Genomic DNA, 16,813 nt, shown 5'->3' with positions numbered 1-16,813 from the left:
GAGCGGGGCTAGTTGCCGCCGAAGCGGGGCGTGTGCACCGGGGCGAGCGTGATGTGCACGGCCTGCGAGTCGGTATAGAAGTCGATCGATCGGTAGCCGCCCTCGTGGCCGAGGCCGGAGGCCTTGACTCCGCCGAACGGGGTGCGGAGGTCCCGCACGTTGTGCGAGTTCAACCAGACCATCCCGGCATCAACAGACTGGGCGAAGTTGTGCGCGCGACTGAGATCGGTGGTCCAGATGTAGGCCGCCAACCCGTACTTCACACCATTGGCCAGGGCGAGGGCTTCGGCATCCGTTTCGAAGGGGGTGATGGTCACGACCGGGCCGAAGATCTCCTCCTGAAAGATGCGGGCGGTCGGGGCGACGTCGGCGAACACCGTGGGGGAGACGTAGTTGCCCCGTGCCAACCGTTCGGGAAGTCCGGCGGGGCGACCGCCGCCGGAGAGCAGACGTCCCTCGGTCTTTCCGATCTCGACGTAGCTCATGACCTTGGCGTAGTGCTCGGGGTGCACGAGCGCGCCGACCTCGGTCCCGGGGTCGTGCGGGTCTCCGACGACGATGCACGCTGCGCGGGCCGCGTAGCGTGCGCAGAAGTCATCGTAGATAGAGCGCTCCACCAGGATGCGGCTCGACGCGGTGCACCGCTCGCCATTCAGCGAGAACACACCGAACAGGGTCGAGTCGATCGCGGCGTCGAGGTCGGCGTCGGCGAAGACGACGGCTGGTGATTTACCGCCGAGTTCCATGGACATGCCCTTGAGGTTCGCGGCGCAGTTGCGGTAGATGGTCTGGCCCGTGGTGGTTTCGCCGGTGAAGGAGATGAGCGGCACGTCGGGATGCTTGACCAGCGCATCGCCGGCCTCCTCGCCGATGCCGTTGACCAGGTTGAACACGCCGTCGGGAACGCCCGCGGTGCGAAAGATCTCGGCCCAGAGGCTTGCTGACAGCGGCGTGAATTCGGCCGGTTTCAGCACCACGGTGCAGCCGGAGGCGAGCGCGGGCGCGAGCTTCCAGCTTTCAAGCATGAATGGGGTGTTCCACGGGGTGATCAGCCCGGCAACCCCGACCGGCTTGCGGTTGACGTAGTTGATCTGCTTGCCGGGTACCTTGTAGGTGTCGTCGGCCTGCGCCACGATCAGGTCGGCGAAGAAGCGAAAGTTCTCGGCCGCCCGTTGCGCCTGGCCGAGCGCCTGCGTGATCGGCAGCCCGGTATCGAAGGTTTCCAACTCGGCGAGCCGGGCATCCTGCGCCTCGACGGCGTCGGCGATGCGGTTCAGCACCCGGGCGCGGGCGCGGGGCAGCATGCGCGGCCACGGTCCGTTGTCGAAGGCGTCCTTCGCGGCCGCGACAGCCAGATCAATGTCCGCCTGCTGGCCGGCGGCCGCGGTGGCATAGGTCTGGTTCGACACCGGGTCGAGCACGTCAAACGTTTCGCCGCCGACGCTGTCGACGAATTCTCCACCGATGAAATGACGGATGCTGGTGGGCAGGTCGGCCGGTACGTAGTGTGCGGTCTGGGCAGACGTCTGTGTCATTGGTCAGGCTCTCTTTCTCGGGACGGGTCGGATGCCGGCTGGGGGTGCTGCGACTTCTGGTACACGAGGAAGGCGTCCAGTGTGCCGGTGCGGTGGGCGCGCGCGGCCAATTCGAGCGTGAGCGCGTCGGCGCCCGACTCGATCAGCTGCAGCAGGTTGTCGTGCTCCGCTACTGAGTCGCGGGCGCGGCCGGGCACGAAGCTGAAAGTGGAGTCGCGCAGCACCTTCATGCGGTTCCAGCCGCGGTGCACCAGATCGAGGATGTGCGGGTTCGGGCAGCTCTCGAACAGGATCGAGTGGAATTCGAGGTTGAGTTCGGTGAACCGGTGCGGGTTGAGGTCTTCGAGGGAGGTGATCATGGCCTGGTTGACCGTGCGGGCGCGTTGGATGTCAGCGGTGGTGATGAATGGCGCCGACAGGGCCGTCGCGACGCCCTCGACCACGCTCAGCGTTTGCATCGTATAGAGATATTCGGTCTCTTCGAGCATGGCGACCTGCGCCCCGACGTTGCGCTCGAAGGTGACCAGCCCCTCCGCTTCGAGGCGACGGATCGCCTCGCGCACCGGTACGACGCTCACGCCCAGATCCTTACCGATCGCGCCGAGTACTAAACGGTAGCCCGGCGTGAAGGTTCCGTCGGAGATGCGCGCCGTGATCCATTGGTAGGCGAGTTGGGACTTGCTCACGCCGATGGGCGGGAGCGTCACTGGGGCAACCATTTTTGGTACCGCCCTTTCCACGTGGCGTTCATCGGGTATAGCCCGTCGATGCCCTCGCCCGCGGCAACCATCTCGGCGATGAAGGTCTCCTCACGCTCCTGCTCGATCGCGTCGGTGACGACCTCCTCGATCAGGTGCGGCGGAATCACCAGGACGCCGTCGGCGTCTCCCACGATCACATCGCCGGGTTGCACGGCCGCACCACCGCAGGCGATGGTGAGGTCCGTGTCCCACGGCACGTGACGACGGCCGAGAACGGCCGGATGCGCGTTGGCGAAGTACGTGGGCATCTCGAGGGCGGCCACGGCGGTCACGTCGCGCACCCCGCCATCCGTCACCAGACCGGCTGCGCCGTTGACCTGCGCGCGAAGGGCGAGGATGTCCCCGACGGTGCCGGTGCCGGTCTCGCCGCGAGCCTCGATCACGAGCACATCATCGGGGCGGAGCGAATCGAAGGCGCGCTTTTGCGCGTTGTAGCCGCCGCCGTGGGCGATGAAGAGGTCCTCCCGGTTGGGAATGAATCGCAGGGTTCGGGCGAGCCCCACCAGACGTTTGGTGGGACGAGTGGACTGGAGTCCGTCGATCGAGACGTTGTTCAGGCCGCGTTTGCGCAGTTGAGAGCTGAGCGTGGCCGTTCCGACCGAGTTAATCTTCGCTTTGAGTTCGTCGGTCAGAACGCTGGCTGAGCTGGCCGAAGCTGTCAGCCCGGCCGCTTGGGATGAACCCCACGCCTCAGCTCGCTGCAGATCGTCGATCTTCGGGCTGGCGCCGTATTCGGCCATCGCGACCGTACCGGCGATGACCGGGGTGACCAGTCGCCCGCTGCTCGGCGCGCCCGGCGCAGTCGGGGCATCCACTTCGACCTCGACCACGTCGCCGGGCTGCACCACGGAGGACCCAGCGGGGGTTCCGGTGAGAATCACGTCGCCCGGCTCGAGCGTCATCAGCTGGGAGAGATCGGCGACCAGACGGCCGAACGGGAAGACCACGTGCGCAGTGGTGTCTTCCTGCACCAACTCGCCGTTGACCCAGGTGCGCACCCGCAGGGCATCGGGTTCAACGCCTCTGGCGTTGATCACGTTCGGGCCGAGAGGGGTGAAGCCGTCTCCGCCCTTGGACTTCAGATTCGACCCCTTGTCGGCGTAGCGCAAATCGTAGACGCCGAAGTCGTTTGCGGCGGTGACGCCAGAGACGGCCGCCCAGCCCTGTTCCGGGCTCACTCGACGGACCCTGTGGCCGATGATCAGGGCGATCTCGCCCTCGAAGGCGAGCAGTTCGGTGCCGGCCGGGCGGTCAATCGGGGTGCCGGACGCGCTCACCGAGGTGCCAGGCTTCAGAAAGTAGGAGGGCTGCTCCGGTACCCGGCCGCGCTGGGCAATGCGCGAGGGATAGTTGAGGTGCAGGGCGATCACCTTGCCGGGGGTACCGGTGAATGATGTGGGCTTCTGCATAGAACGGCCTCTCGCAGCGCTGCGTGTGTATTTGAAATAATATACGATCACGCGAAAGGCGCAACCCCGCAGAAACACGAGCGACCCTGTCGGTGGGCGCCGTTAGGCTACTAGCGTCAGATCGACGGGCAGACACAAGCATGGGAGATGCAATGACAGTTGTTACCGACGCGCCAACGAACGAATCTGAGCTGCTCGCTCGAGTGCCGGGCCAGCTTTACATCAACGGGCAGTGGGTCGCTGCGACCGGCGGGCGCACCCTCGATGTCACCGACCCGGCGACCGGTCGTGTCATCAAAACCATCGCTGACGCGAGCGTGGCCGATGGCGCCGCCGCCCTCGACGCCGCCGACGCCGCCCAGGCCGGCTGGGCCGCGACTCCCGCCCGCGTGAGGGGTGAAATTCTGCGCCGCGCCTTCGACCTGCTGCAGGAACGCGAGCACGAGTTCGCGCTGCTCATGACCATCGAAATGGGCAAGCCACTGCCCGAGGCACTCGGCGAGGTCGCCTACGGCGGCGAGTTTTTGCGCTGGTTCAGCGAAGAAGCCGTGCGCATCAGTGGCCGTTACGGCGCCAACCCCGAGGGCACCGGGCGCATGATCGTCACCCAGCACCCGGTCGGTCCCTGCTTCTTGATCACCCCCTGGAACTTTCCGCTGGCCATGGCGACCCGCAAGATCGCCCCGGCACTCGCCGCCGGCTGCACCGTCGTCGTCAAGCCGGCCGCGCTCACTCCGCTGACCACCCTGCACTTCGTGGCTCTGCTCGAAGAGGTCGGCCTGCCAGCCGGGGTCGTCAACGTCATTACGACATCACAGTCCGGCGCGGTCTCCGAGCCGATCATCACCGACCCGCGCCTCCGCAAGCTCAGTTTCACCGGGTCGACCGCGGTCGGCAAATCCCTCATCAAGCTGTCCGCCGAAAACGTGCTGCGCACCTCGATGGAACTCGGTGGCAACGCCCCCTTCGTCGTCTTCGCCGATGCCGACCTCGATCAGGCCGTTGATGGAGCCATCATCGCAAAGTTCCGCAACATCGGCCAGGCCTGCACTGCAGCCAACCGCTTCATCGTGCACGAGTCCGTCGCCGCCGAATTCACCCGCCGGATCACCGAAAAAGTCGCGGCGTTCCAGATCGGGCGTGGCACCGAGACCGGCATCACCATCGGCCCGCTCATCGACGGCAAAGCCGTCGCCAAGGCAAATTCGCTCGTGCAGGACGCCCTCACCCGCGGTGCGACCCTGATAACCGGCGGCGCTGCAATCGAGCGCGAGGGGTCCTTCTACGCGCCCACCGTACTCACCGATATCCAGCCGGGTAGCGACATTCTGCGCGACGAAATCTTCGGTCCGGTGCTCGCGATCAGCACCTTCACCGACGAAGCGGACGCTGTGCGCCTTGCCAACGACACCGAGTTCGGCCTGATCAGCTACGTATACACGACCGACCTCGCCCGCGGCCAGCGCATGATCGACACGTTGCAGACCGGCATGATGGGCCTGAACACCGGCGTCGTCTCGAACGCGGCCGCACCCTTCGGCGGCGTGAAGCAGTCCGGCCTGGGGCGTGAGGGAGGGCTCGAGGGTATCCAGGAATACCTCTCGACGAAGTACACGCTCACGCCTGTTCCCTAACCTGCTGTTCTTCGGTGGCTGGTCAATCTGCGGCAGGGTGCATCCGTCTTGCTCTCAATGAGAGAACTTAGGGAGTAACTAGTTCCCACCCCGGGAGGGTCACAGTACGCGGCGTCGGGCATGCTGCTGTGGCCCTCTTTGTGCGGCTGCGAAGTCCTGCCTGAGATGAAGAAAACTCACTAAGCTGGTGCGCGCGAGTGTTGATTCCCGAGGGTTCGCGTCTCGCGCCCCTGTCCAGTTTGTGTTTTGACCCCGAGGATCCGCCCCGACGTGAGTGCACCCACCGACGATGACGAGGCCGTGGCCCGCGCGTTTTGCGACGGCGACGAGCGCGCGTTGACCGCAGCATACGCACGCTGGTCACCGCTGGTGTTCACGATCGCCGTACGTTCGCTCGCCAATGCGACCGATGCCGAGGACGTCACCCAGAAGGTGTTCATCGCGGCCTGGCGCGGGCGCGTGGGGTTCGACCCGGCGCGCTCCCGGCTGCCGGCCTGGCTGATCGGCATCGCCCGGCACATGATCGCGGATGCCCACGAGGTGCGCAGGCGACAGCGGCGGCTCGAGGAATGCCTCGCCGCAACCATCCCATCACACCATTCCGATGACAGTGTCAGCGTCGTCAACCGGGTGCTGGTCGGCGACGAAATCAACCGTCTGGAGCCTGTACCCCGCCAGGTAGTGCGGCTGGCCTTCTTCGACGATCTCACCCAGGTGCAGATCGCCAGGATCCTCGGGCTGCCGCTCGGCACGGTCAAGAGCCATATGCGCCGCAGCCTGACGCGCTTGCGCACCCGGCTGGAGGTGTCCGATGACTCCTATTGATGCCGGGCATATAGCTGCGGACGACCTGCACCTCATGGCTCTCGCCGAACTCGATACGCGCGCGGTGAGCTGCACTTGCTCTAGCATCGAAAAACTTTCCGACGGTGCATCCAAAACCCGGTGGGGCAGGGAAGTTGTTAACAGGAAGGCGAAGCCGCCTGCCGTAACGACCCAATGGAGGTAGCAATGCGCAAGTCCATCGCCGTCGGAATATCCGCCGGCCTCCTCGTCGCCCTTGCCGGGTTCGCGCCGGCGCAGGCGGCCGTGCCCGCGGCATCCGCGGCACCGGGCACCGCCTCGGTGTCGGTGCTACACGCCATTCCCGGACTGATCCTCGACATTTCGGTGGACGGCCGTGTCGTTGTCGATGACTTCACGCCGGGAACACTGCTCGGCCCGCTGAAACTTGCAGCCGGCACGCACACCGTCAAGATTTCCGCCATGGATCCCCTCGTGCTCGGCGGCAGTGCCAACGGCAAGCCGACGGTCGACATCGCACTCAGCGGTTCGACCACCGTGACCCTGACGGCTGGCCGCAGCTTCACGGCCGTCGCCCACCTCGGCGACACCGGTATTCCCACCGCCACCCTGTTCAACGACGACACCACGCCGCTAGCTGCCGGGCAGGGCCGTCTCACGGTGCGCCACGTTGCGGCCGCTCCCGCCGTCGACGTTCTCGCGAACGGTGCGGTGGCCGTCGCCGGCTTGACCAACCCGTCGCAGGCCATGCTCGACCTGCCGGTCGGCACGATCAGTGCTGTCGTCGCCGCCGCCGGAACCACGGCGCCGCTGCTCGGCCCGGCCGACGTCACGATCGCCCCGCGCACCAACACCATCGTGTACGCCTGGGGTAGCCTCGCCAAGGGAACCCTTGCCCTGTTCGTACAGACGGTACGCACTCGGGCCGCCGCGCCGGCATCCGTTTCGGTGCTGCACGCGATCCCCGGCGTCGTGGTTGACGTGTATGTCGACAACAAGCTGGTCATCGACAACTTCGAACCCGGCACCCTCACGAAGACGTTCCGTATTGCGGCCGGCAGCTACACCCTCGCCATCACCGCAGCGGATGCCGCCGACGCGAGTGCTCCTGTGATCGGTCCGGTCGACCTCACGGTCGCATCCGGCTTGAACTACACGGCCGTAGCCCACCTCAGTGAAACCGGAGTACCGACCGCAGCCTTGTTCACGAACGACACTTCCGCGCCCGGCGACGGCCAGGGCCGCCTGACCGTGCGCCACGTTGCTGCCGCCCCCGCCGTCGACGTGCTCGCCAACGGAGCCCCGGCCATTTCCGGCCTGACCAACCCGAACGAGTCCGTGCTCGTGCTACCGGTCGGTACCATTTCAGCAGCGGTCACCGCTGCCGGAACCACCGAGGCCCTCATCGGTCCCGCCGACGTCGACATCGCCTCGAGCACGAACACCATCGTGTATGCCTGGGGCAGCCTGGCCGACGGCACGCTCGCCCTGGCCGTGCAGACGGTGTCCACCAAGTAGATCCAGCCTGACTCGGGGCATAACTCCTGCAATTTGATTCGTGTTCCTGTGTGTGCCGGGGAATTCCGGGGCCCGCACGCAGGCCGTCTTGAAACTGCAGGAGTTATGCCGTCGAAGGGGCCGAGGTGGCCGCTCGTTAGACTTTGCGGATGCCCCTGATCGCTATCGATGACCTGAGCGACCCACGACTGGTCGACTACGCCCACCTCACCGACGTGGCCTTGAAGAAGGCCCGCGGCACCGAACACGGGCTGTACATCGCCGAGTCGGCCCTCGTGCTCGAGCGGGCCCTCCGCGCCGGGCATGCTCCGCGATCGGTGCTCGCTCTCGGCAATACGGCCGACGAGGCACTCACGGTGCTCGGCGACTACGCCGCCGAAATTCCGGTGTTCGTCGGTCCTGGCGACCTGCTCGCCGATCTCACCGGGTATGTTCTGCATCGCGGTGTGATCGCAGCGATGAACCGGCCAGAACTGCCGGACGCCGATGCCCTGCTGGCCGGAGCGCGCCGCATCGTCATCCTCGAAAACGTGTCGGACCCGACCAACGTCGGCGCCATCTTTCGCTCGGCCGGGGCCATCGGGGCGGATGCGATCCTGGTCACGCCCCGCTGCTCCGACCCGTTCTACCGCCGGGCCATTCGCGTGTCCATGGGTACCGTGCTGCAGGTGCCGTGGACCCGGGTCGGCGACTGGATGGAGACCCGCGCCCTGCTCACCCGGCACGGGTTTCACATGGCCGCCCTCGCCCTCACCCCCGACGCGGTCAGCCTGCGCGATTTCGATGGCACCGGGCATGAGCACCTGGCCCTGCTGCTCGGCGCCGAGGGAGAGGGGCTCACGCCCGAGGCGCTCGCCGCATCGGACAGCGTCGTGCAGATTCCGATGAAGCACGGCATCGACTCGCTCAACGTGGCCGCGGCGAGTGCCGTCGCGATGTGGGCGCTGTCCCAGTAGTCGAATGCCGCCTGCCTGCTGTTGTCTCCCCGGCGGGCCTAGGCTGGGGTCATGAGCAATGAAGCTGTCATCGTGGACGTTCTGCGCACCCCGTCGGGCCGGGGCAAGCCCGGGGGAGCTCTCGATGGTATTCATCCGGCCGACCTTCTGGCCACCGTGCTGCGCGAACTGGTCAGCCGCAACAACCTCGACCCGGCGCTCGTTGACGACGTGATCGGCGGCTGCGTCAGCCAGGTCGGCGAACAGAGCAACAACATCACCCGCACCGCTCTACTGAGCGCCGGGTTTCCCGACACCGTTCCCGGCACTACGATCGACCGGCAGTGCGGGTCCAGCCAGCAAGCTACCGCCTTCGCCGCCCAGGCCGTCATGAGCGGCAGCGCTGACGTCGTCATCGCCTGCGGCGTCGAGTCTATGAGTCGCGTTCCGCTCGGGTCATCGGCCAGCTCCCAAGACCCATTTGGCACGCTCATGCATGAGCGCTATCCCGACGAACTGGTGAACCAGGGCGTCTCCGCCGAGCTCATCAACCAAAAATGGAACCTCGGCCGCGACGCCCTCGACAACTACGCGGCCCGCTCCCACCGGCGCGCAGCAGCGACGGCCGAACGGGGAGATTTCTCCGGCGAAATCGTGACCGTCACCCGGCCGGATGGCAGCGTGGTCAGCGAGGACGAGACCATTCGCGCCGGCACGTCGCACGCCTCGCTGGTGGGCCTGCTGCCCGCCTTTCGTACCGATGCCCTCGCGGCCCGGTTTCCGAAGCTTGGCTGGCATGTCACGGCCGGCAACTCCTCGCCGCTGACCGACGGCGCCTCGGCGACCCTGATCATGAGCGCCAAGCGGGCCGACCAGCTCGGCCTCAACGCCCGCGCCCGCTTTCACAGTTTCACCGTGGTGGGAAGTGACCCGTTGCTCATGCTGACCGGCGTGATTCCGGCGACCCAGCGCATCCTCTCGCGGGCCGGACTGAGTATCGACGACATCGACGCGTATGAAATCAACGAGGCCTTCGCGAGCGTGCCGCTGGCGTGGCTACACGAGCTTCACGCCGACCCTGATTGCCTCAACCCGCGTGGCGGCGCCATCGCCCTGGGCCACGCGCTCGGTTCCTCGGGTACCCGCCTGCTGGGGACCCTGCTCAATCACCTCGAAATGACCGGTGGTCGATGGGGCCTGCAGGCCATGTGCGAGGGCGGCGGCATGGCCAACGCCACCCTGATCGAGAGGCTCTGATGCACGCCGTCAATGTGCTCAATAGCGGATGCTCCGCGCTCATCACCGGAGGCGCCTCCGGCCTCGGCCTGGCCTGCGTTCGCACCCTGCACGAAGCCGGGGCATCCGTGGTGTTGCTGGATCTGCCCGGTGCCCCCGGCGAGGAGATCGCCGCCTCCCTTGGCGACCGGGCCCGGTTCGTCGCCGGCGATGTGACGAGCGCCGGCGATGTGCAGTCCGCCGTCGACGCCGCGGTGGCCCAGGGTCCGCTGCGCATCGTGGTCAATTGCGCCGGCATCGCGCCGGGCGCTCGCACGGTCGGCCGCGATGGGCCGCTGCCGCTCGAAGACTTCGAACGCGCCATTCGCATCAACCTCGTGGGTACGTTCAACGTCGTGCGACTGGCCGCCGCGGCGATGCAGCGCACCGAACCCGTCGGTGACCCGGACCGCCAGGGCGGCGCCGAACGCGGCGTCATCGTGAACACGGCATCGGTCGCCGCGTTTGACGGGCAGATCGGGCAGGCGGCCTACGCTGCCTCCAAGGGTGGCGTCGCCGCGATGACCCTTCCGCTGGCCCGCGAGTTCGCGCAAAGCCTGATTCGGGTCATGTCGATTGCGCCTGGAATCTTCGATACTCCCATGCTGCAGGGGCTGCCGCAGCCGGTGCGGGACTCCCTGGGCGCCCAGGTGCCGCACCCGTCCCGACTCGGCGACCCCGACGAATTTGCATTCCTGGTGCGGCATATCATCGAAAATCCCATGCTCAACGGAGAAACCATCCGTCTCGACGGGGCGATTCGGATGCAGCCGAAGTAGTCATTGGCGGCCTGGCCGCCCTCGCACATAGGCCTGCTGGTTTTCGGCGTTTCGCTCATGCACAAAGAGTGGGGTGATTCGGCGTATCTGATTGTCGGGATCGTCCCCGTTTTGCCACTTATCTTCGCCCTGTGGCGCAATGGGCGTCTGCCGGCTGACGCCTGATCAGGCCGTCCCGGAGCGGCTGGCATCCGCTTTGAAAATTCTGGCGGCCCGCACGTTCCCGGGGTGCTTGCTGAGGGTGAGTTCGGGCAGAAAGACGATTCGGGCACTGGCCTCGGCGGCCAGGCGGATGCCCTCGGCCAGCTCAGCCCGCAGCGTCGCCTCGTCGGCGTGCCAGCGCTGCTGCACGAGGCCGACGCACAGTGGGAGGCGGTCGGGCGCCTGCACCCGCGTGGGCGAGGATGGGCACGACGGGGCCGTAATCAGACGCATGTTGTTCCCCAGAGATTCTGAGCGATCAACTACCGATTTCACACTAAAGGGCGCCGCTACGCCGCTACTTCGCCACGCCGCTACTTCGCCACTCCGCTACTCCGCCGCGTGTGCCTCGAGGAACGCGTACACCTCGGAGTCGTCAACGCCTGGAAAAGTTCCGGACGGCAACGGCGACAACACGTGCGCGTGCAGCCGGGCGCTCGGCCAGGCCCGCCCAGCCCAGCGGGCGGCGGCATCCGAATCGGGCCGACGGCAGCATGACTCGTCTGGGCAGCGCGATACCGTGCGCTGCGTGGTCTCCCGCCCGCGAAACCACTTGGCCTGCGCAAACGGAACGCCGACGCTGATCGAGAACTCGCCGGCATCCGTTGACCCGGTCTGCGTCGCCGACCAGTACGTGCCGGCCGGGGTGTCGGTGTACTGGTAATACTCGGTGGTGCGGTTGGTGTGGGTGAAGGCGCTGCGGGCGCTCCACTGCTTGCAGACGTACTGCCCTTCGATCGACCCGGTGACGTCCACCGGAAACGGCAGGTCGTCGTTCTCGTACCCCTTCTGCAGGGCGCCGTCGCCGTTGACCCGCAGAAAATGCAGCGTCATGTCGAGGTGGGACGTGGCGAGGTTGGTCAATCGCAACGCCGCCGCCTCATGGGTCACGCCGAAGGCGTCGCGAAAGTCTTCCACGGCCAACTCCCGCTCCTGCTTGGCATGTGCAAGAAAGGCAACGGACGCTTCGCGCGGCATCAAACACGCCGCCGCGAAGTAGTTGATCTCGAGTCGCTGCCAGAGGAACTCGGCGTAGCTGACGGGCCGTTCGTGCCCGAGCAGCCGGTGGCCCATCGCCTGCAACGCCATCGAACGCAGGCCGTGCCCGCCGGGAATCGAGGCCGGCGGCAGGTAGATGCGACCGTTGGCGAGGTCGGTGACCGACCGGGTGGAGCCCGGCAGGTCATTGACATAGATCAGGCTGAAGCCGAGCTGATCGGCCATGACACTGACCTCGCGGTGGGTGAGGGCGCCCGAGGTATGCCCGCTGGCGCGCACCCGCTCCTCCACGAGCTCCTCGATCTCGGGCATGTAGTTGCCCTGCTCGCGCATCCGTTCGCGCAATTCGGTGTTCGCGCGGCGCGCCTCCTCCGGCGTTGCGATGGCTTCGCTGGCCCGGCGCGACAGCTCCCGGTGCAGGCCGAGAAGCGACTCGATGGCCGGCAGCGGCATCCCCTTCGTAACTTTGACCATTGGCAGTCCCAGCGCCCCGTAAAGCGGATTCTTCTGCGCCCGATCCAGTTCGATCTCCAGCGCCGCACGGTTATTGGGCGCTTCCCGGCGCAGCAGCTCGGCCAGATCGACCGACAACGCGGTCGCGAGGTCCTGCAGGGTCGACAGTTTCGGTTCGCGGCGGCCATTCTCGATCAGGGACAGCTGGCTGCCGGCGAGGCGGACCCGCTCACCGAGCTGGTCGAGCGTCAGACCGCGCTCACCGCGAAAATGGCGGATGCGATGGCCGAGGGTGATCAGATCGGAACCTTGAGGCGACATTCCTTAACGATATCTAAAGAATGACGATTCTTAACTCGCAATATCGCGGTTTCTCATTGGGAGGAAGGCCACTCTGAAGTTGTGGCCAAAATTCTGGCCGTACGCAGCGTCATTCACGCAACGCAGCCCGGCGTTCCACAACTTTGCACCTACCCGAGTAGTACAGAAAGGCCAGACGATGACCCTCACCCATTCCCGCCAGAGCACCGGGGACGCCGACCCGAGTCGCACGGGTAGCACCGACCCCAACCTGCAAGCCTGGGTCGACGAGATTGCGCGCCTGACCGAACCCGACGCGATCGTCTGGTGCGACGGCTCCAAGCGCGAGGCCAATGACCTGTCCAAACTGCTCGTCGCCTCCGGCCAACTCATCCGGCTGAACCCGGAATGGCGCCCCAACAGCTTTCTTGCTCGCACCAATCCGAAGGACGTCGCCCGCGTCGAGAACCGCACTTTCATCTGCTCCAACGATGAAGCGGATGCCGGCCCCACCAACAACTGGGCCGAACCGTCCGCCATGCGCGCCGAACTGCGCGGGGTCTTCGCCGGCTGCATGCGCGGTCGCACCATGTACATCGTGCCGTTCTCGATGGGCCCGCTTGGCGGGCCTATCTCGCAGCTCGGCGTCGAGATCACCGACTCTCCCTACGTCGTCCTCAACATGGGCATCATGACGCGCATGGGTGAGACCGTGCTGACCATGATCGAAGCCGGCGAACCGTGGGTGCACACCGTGCACAGCGTCGGCTACCCGCTCATCGACCAGTCGGGCATCACTCGCCCCGAGGTGGAGTGGCCCTGCAACGACGACAAGTACATCGTGCAGTTTCCTGACACCCGGGAGGTCTGGTCCTACGGTTCCGGCTACGGCGGAAACGCCCTGCTGTCGAAGAAGTCCTTCGCTCTGCGCATCGCGTCGGTCATGGGCCGAGACGAGGGCTGGCTCGCCGAGCACATGCTGCTCATCAAGCTGATCTCCCCCGAGGGCGGCGTGTTCCACATGGCGGCCGCGTTCCCATCGGCCTGCGGCAAGACAAACCTGTCGATGTTGCGCCCGACCATCCCCGGTTGGAAGGTCGAGACCATCGGCGACGACATCGCCTGGCTGCGCCAGGGCGAAGACGGTCGCCTGTGGGCGATCAATCCAGAGGCCGGCTTCTTCGGCGTCGCCCCCGGCACCGGTGAAACCACCAACCCGACCGCCGTCTCCACCATGTGGGGCAACACCATCTTCACCAACGTCGCTTTGCGCGACGATGGCGACGTCTGGTGGGAAGGCCTCACCGACAAGGCTCCCGACCACCTGATCGACTGGCAGGGCAAGGACTGGACGCCCGATTCCGGCCGCACCGCCGCCCACCCGAACTCTCGCTTCACCGTTGCGGCCGCCCAGTGCCCATCGATCGCCGACGACTGGGAAGCCGCCGGTGGCGTACCGATCGACGCCATCGTGTTCGGTGGCCGCCGGGCGACGAACGTTCCGCTGGTTGCGCAGGCGCGCAGCTGGAAACACGGCGTGTTTATGGGAGCCACCATTTCGTCTGAGAAGACCGCAGCCGCTGACGGCATCGTTGGCGAGCTGCGCCGCGACCCGTTCGCCATGCTCCCGTTCTGTGGCTACAACATGGCCGACTACTGGGGCCACTGGCTCAAGGTCGGCAAGGAACTCGGCACCAACGCCCCGGCAATCTTCCAGGTCAACTGGTTCCGCAAGGGCCCGGACGGCGCTTTCATCTGGCCCGGTTTCGGCGAGAACTCGCGGGTACTCGAATGGATGATTCGCCGCATCCAAGGCACCGCCGACGCCATCGATACCCCGATCGGCCTGCTTCCGGCCGAGGACGGCCTGAATCTCGACGGTCTCGACCTGTCGAAGGAAGCCGTCGACCAGTTGTTCGCGATCGACCAAAACAGCTGGCTCGCCGAGTGTGACCTGACCGAGGAATACTTCGACAAGTTCGGTGACAAGGTTCCGCCGGCGCTCCGGGCCGAGCTCGCGAGCGTGCGGTACCACCTGAAGGACTAGTTTCTGCAGCAGAAACAGCCCTGTCGCCTCACGCGGCAGGGCTGTTTCGTGCTTTCAGTCCGACTCCGGTAGCTGAGACAAGCCGATACCGGTTTGAAGCATCCTGACGGCGCGGCTGGCTAGACCAGAAGCTGGTGCTTGGCGAGATCCCGGTACAGGGGCGTCGAGACGACGAGTTCGGAGTGCGTGCCGACGCCGACGACCTGGCCATGATCGAGCACCACGATCTGGTCGCTGTCAACGACGGTCGACAAACGGTGCGCGATGACGATGAGCGTGCGGTCGGCCGCAACGGCATCGATGGCTTCGCGCATCATCTGCTCATTTTTACCGTCGAGGCTCGACGTCGACTCGTCGAGTAACAGAATCGGTGGCGCCGCGAGCAGCGCCCGCGCGATGGCGAGTCGCTGGCGTTCGCCACCGGAGAGTTTGACTCCCGATTCCCCGACCGCGGCGCCGAGCCCCGCCGGGTCGCGCTCGAGCACCTCACCGAGATTGACGGCGTGAAGCACGGCGATGCACTCGTCATCGGTGGCGTCGGGAGTTGCCAGAGTGAGGTTGTCCCGCAGCGATCCGGCGAGTACCGGGGCGTCCTGTTCCACATAGCCGATCTGGGCGCGCAGCGCGGTGCGGTCCAGCGAGCGGATGTCCAGCCCGCCGAGTCGCACGGTGCCATCCGTGACGTCGTAGAACCGCTCGATCAGGGCGAGAATCGTGCTTTTGCCGGCGCCGCTGGGCCCGACGAGCGCCGTGCGCAGGCCGCGCGGTGCGTTGAACGAGACTCCCGTGAGCACGGGACGGGGTTTTGTGGAGGCGGGAGCATCGGTCGGGGATGCCGGGACTGTGTCATCGGGGGCAACGGCAGGGCCAACCAGACCGGCGGCATCCATGGCATCTGTGGCCTCGGTGCTGCCCGGGTCGGACTCAACCGGGGCGACCGAGTAGCCGAAGTGCACATTCTCGAAGCTGATTGCAGCGGCCTCGGGGCGTACCTTTTCGTTCGCGGCACCAACGGTCATCGCGAGCGGGGCGATGTCGCGATCGAACTGGTCCTCAGCGGGCAGATCGATGATTTCCTGGATGCGGCCCAGCGCGCCGAGCGCGGAATTGACCGAGGTGATCGCGCCGAAGAACTGCCCGAGCGGCATGATCATCATGAAGAGAAAGAGAATGAACGCGACCAGATCGGCAATGGTGATGGCGTCGCTGGCGACGCGAAAACCGCCGACGCCGAGCACGACGAGGAACGACACCTGCAGGGCAATCCCGGCGATCGGTACGACGAGGGCGCTGATCTTGGCGACCTTGATACCCATGCGCCAGGCACCGCGGGCGTCCTCGTCGATCACGGCGACTTCACGTTCGGTTGCATTGGCGGCACGAACGGTGCGGATGGCGCTGATCGCCCGTTCGACGCTGGCCGCAAGGTCACCGACCTTGACCTGGGCTGCCGTGCTCGCAGTGCGGATGCGACGCGACAGCAGGATGACGGTGACCACCGATACCGCGATGACGAGCACGGTCAGTCCGAGCAGCACCGGGTCGATGATGAGCATTGCCACGAGTGCACCGATGAAAGTGAGTGATCCGCCGATAGCTTCGACCAGGCCCTGGGTGAGCACCGCGCGCAGCAGGGTGGTGTCGCTGCCGACGCGGGAGACGAGGTCTCCGGTGCGACGCGCGTCGAACTCGCTGATCGGCAGGCGCAGCAGACGCCCGACCAGTTTGCGGCGGCTCGAAAGCACAACCCCCTCACCGGTGCGCTGCAACAGGTAGTGCTGGTAGCCGCTGATCAGGCCCGAAATGACCACGAGGGCGATCAATAGGCCGACGAGGGATCCGAGCGGATCGTTAGCCTGCACGATCGTGATGACCTGGCTGACGAGCAGAGGCTGGGCCAGGCTCGCGGCAGCGCCGAGCACGCTCAGTACGATGACGACGCTGAGCACCTTTTTGTGCTCGAACAGGTAGGGCAGCAACTGGCTGAACGTCGCCCTCGGCCCGCTGGGGGCGGGGCGGCCACGACGGCCGCGCGGCGGCTTCGCTGCGGTTGGCGAAGCGGGGGCAGCGGAGGTTTCGGGCGCACGGCTAGCGGTAGTCACTCATAAATCTTAACCGTCCCGGATGCGAACCATCCCCACCGAAGCGGGGGCGGTCTAGGTT

The 16,813-nt window shown here is 66.2% G+C and carries 13 protein-coding genes; 7 read left to right on the top strand and 6 right to left on the bottom strand.

The window, feature by feature from the left end; genetic code table 11:
- Positions 1–8: 8 nt before the first annotated feature.
- From hpaE to CXY83_RS15985, 3 genes are read right to left on the bottom strand one after another with little or no spacing between them, the layout of a single operon-like run.
- Positions 9–1,535, bottom strand: a complete 1,527-nt coding sequence (hpaE, locus tag CXY83_RS15995) for a 5-carboxymethyl-2-hydroxymuconate semialdehyde dehydrogenase (protein ID WP_104198302.1) — start codon at positions 1,533–1,535, stop codon at positions 9–11.
- A complete protein-coding gene (locus tag CXY83_RS15990) occupies positions 1,532–2,254 on the bottom strand; it encodes a GntR family transcriptional regulator (protein ID WP_104198301.1) in 723 nt (240 codons plus the stop codon). Before CXY83_RS15990 ends, hpaE begins: the two co-directional genes overlap by 4 nt.
- A complete protein-coding gene (locus CXY83_RS15985) occupies positions 2,239–3,705 on the bottom strand; it encodes a fumarylacetoacetate hydrolase family protein (protein ID WP_104198300.1) in 1,467 nt (488 codons plus the stop codon). The genes CXY83_RS15990 and CXY83_RS15985 overlap by 16 nt, the downstream gene beginning before the upstream one ends.
- A gap of 152 nt (positions 3,706–3,857) precedes the next feature.
- On the opposite strand from CXY83_RS15985, the gene CXY83_RS15980 reads away from it, so the two are divergent.
- From CXY83_RS15980 to CXY83_RS15955, 6 genes are all read left to right on the top strand, one after another.
- The gene (locus CXY83_RS15980) at positions 3,858–5,339 is read left to right on the top strand and encodes an NAD-dependent succinate-semialdehyde dehydrogenase (protein ID WP_104198299.1); all 1,482 of its coding nucleotides are present in this window, start codon (positions 3,858–3,860) and stop codon (positions 5,337–5,339) included.
- 270 nt (positions 5,340–5,609) lie between these two features.
- Positions 5,610–6,164: an RNA polymerase sigma factor gene (locus tag CXY83_RS15975; RefSeq protein WP_104198298.1), complete on the top strand. Its 555-nt coding sequence runs from the start codon at positions 5,610–5,612 to the stop codon at positions 6,162–6,164.
- 186 nt (positions 6,165–6,350) lie between these two features.
- Positions 6,351–7,661 carry a DUF4397 domain-containing protein gene (locus tag CXY83_RS18255; RefSeq protein ID WP_233201008.1) on the top strand — a complete coding sequence of 437 codons (1,311 nt, stop codon included), beginning with the start codon at positions 6,351–6,353 and terminating at the stop codon, positions 7,659–7,661.
- 149 nt (positions 7,662–7,810) lie between these two features.
- Complete coding sequence (locus CXY83_RS15965) at positions 7,811–8,617, top strand: RNA methyltransferase (RefSeq protein ID WP_104198297.1); 807 nt, start codon at positions 7,811–7,813, stop codon at positions 8,615–8,617.
- A gap of 51 nt (positions 8,618–8,668) precedes the next feature.
- The gene (locus CXY83_RS15960) at positions 8,669–9,853 is read left to right on the top strand and encodes a thiolase family protein (protein ID WP_104198296.1); all 1,185 of its coding nucleotides are present in this window, start codon (positions 8,669–8,671) and stop codon (positions 9,851–9,853) included.
- Positions 9,853–10,650 carry a 3-hydroxyacyl-CoA dehydrogenase gene (locus CXY83_RS15955; protein WP_104198295.1) on the top strand — a complete coding sequence of 266 codons (798 nt, stop codon included), beginning with the start codon at positions 9,853–9,855 and terminating at the stop codon, positions 10,648–10,650. The genes CXY83_RS15960 and CXY83_RS15955 overlap by 1 nt, the downstream gene beginning before the upstream one ends.
- Positions 10,651–10,815: 165 nt before the next feature.
- Here CXY83_RS15955 and CXY83_RS15950 read toward each other — a convergent pair whose 3' ends face one another.
- Together CXY83_RS15950 and CXY83_RS15945 are read right to left on the bottom strand one after the other, a co-directional pair.
- The gene (locus CXY83_RS15950) at positions 10,816–11,085 is read right to left on the bottom strand and encodes a hypothetical protein (RefSeq protein ID WP_146069961.1); all 270 of its coding nucleotides are present in this window, start codon (positions 11,083–11,085) and stop codon (positions 10,816–10,818) included.
- A 96-nt stretch (positions 11,086–11,181) separates the two neighbouring features.
- Positions 11,182–12,624: an XRE family transcriptional regulator gene (locus tag CXY83_RS15945; protein ID WP_104198293.1), complete on the bottom strand. Its 1,443-nt coding sequence runs from the start codon at positions 12,622–12,624 to the stop codon at positions 11,182–11,184.
- Positions 12,625–12,802: 178 nt separating this feature from the next.
- On the opposite strand from CXY83_RS15945, the gene CXY83_RS15940 reads away from it, so the two are divergent.
- Positions 12,803–14,650, top strand: a complete 1,848-nt coding sequence (locus tag CXY83_RS15940) for a phosphoenolpyruvate carboxykinase (GTP) (RefSeq protein ID WP_104198292.1) — start codon at positions 12,803–12,805, stop codon at positions 14,648–14,650.
- A gap of 119 nt (positions 14,651–14,769) precedes the next feature.
- Here the strand turns inward: CXY83_RS15940 and CXY83_RS15935 are convergent, their stop codons facing one another.
- A complete protein-coding gene (locus CXY83_RS15935; RefSeq protein ID WP_104198291.1) occupies positions 14,770–16,752 on the bottom strand; it encodes an ABC transporter ATP-binding protein in 1,983 nt (660 codons plus the stop codon).
- Between the last annotated feature and the right edge of the window lie 61 nt (positions 16,753–16,813).

This window comes from Cryobacterium sp. M15 (assembly GCF_002929675.1).
Taxonomy (GTDB): domain Bacteria; phylum Actinomycetota; class Actinomycetes; order Actinomycetales; family Microbacteriaceae; genus Cryobacterium; species Cryobacterium lyxosi.
This window is presented reverse-complemented; position numbering and strand designations above follow the sequence as displayed.

What these genes read in the sequence shown, in the direction of transcription:
- CXY83_RS15990 (WP_104198301.1), bottom strand. Translation starts at nt 2,254, where the DNA reads ATGGTTGCCCCAGTGACGCTCCCGCCCATCGGCGTGAGCAAGTCCCAA.
- hpaE (WP_104198302.1), bottom strand. Translation starts at nt 1,535, where the DNA reads ATGACACAGACGTCTGCCCAGACCGCACACTACGTACCGGCCGACCTG.
- CXY83_RS15980 (WP_104198299.1), top strand. Translation starts at nt 3,858, where the DNA reads ATGACAGTTGTTACCGACGCGCCAACGAACGAATCTGAGCTGCTCGCT.
- CXY83_RS15940 (WP_104198292.1), top strand. Translation starts at nt 12,803, where the DNA reads ATGACCCTCACCCATTCCCGCCAGAGCACCGGGGACGCCGACCCGAGT.
- CXY83_RS15945 (WP_104198293.1), bottom strand. Translation starts at nt 12,624, where the DNA reads ATGTCGCCTCAAGGTTCCGATCTGATCACCCTCGGCCATCGCATCCGC.
- CXY83_RS15960 (WP_104198296.1), top strand. Translation starts at nt 8,669, where the DNA reads ATGAGCAATGAAGCTGTCATCGTGGACGTTCTGCGCACCCCGTCGGGC.
- CXY83_RS15965 (WP_104198297.1), top strand. Translation starts at nt 7,811, where the DNA reads ATGCCCCTGATCGCTATCGATGACCTGAGCGACCCACGACTGGTCGAC.
- CXY83_RS18255 (WP_233201008.1), top strand. Translation starts at nt 6,351, where the DNA reads ATGCGCAAGTCCATCGCCGTCGGAATATCCGCCGGCCTCCTCGTCGCC.
- CXY83_RS15985 (WP_104198300.1), bottom strand. Translation starts at nt 3,705, where the DNA reads ATGCAGAAGCCCACATCATTCACCGGTACCCCCGGCAAGGTGATCGCC.
- CXY83_RS15950 (WP_146069961.1), bottom strand. Translation starts at nt 11,085, where the DNA reads ATGCGTCTGATTACGGCCCCGTCGTGCCCATCCTCGCCCACGCGGGTG.
- CXY83_RS15955 (WP_104198295.1), top strand. Translation starts at nt 9,853, where the DNA reads ATGCACGCCGTCAATGTGCTCAATAGCGGATGCTCCGCGCTCATCACC.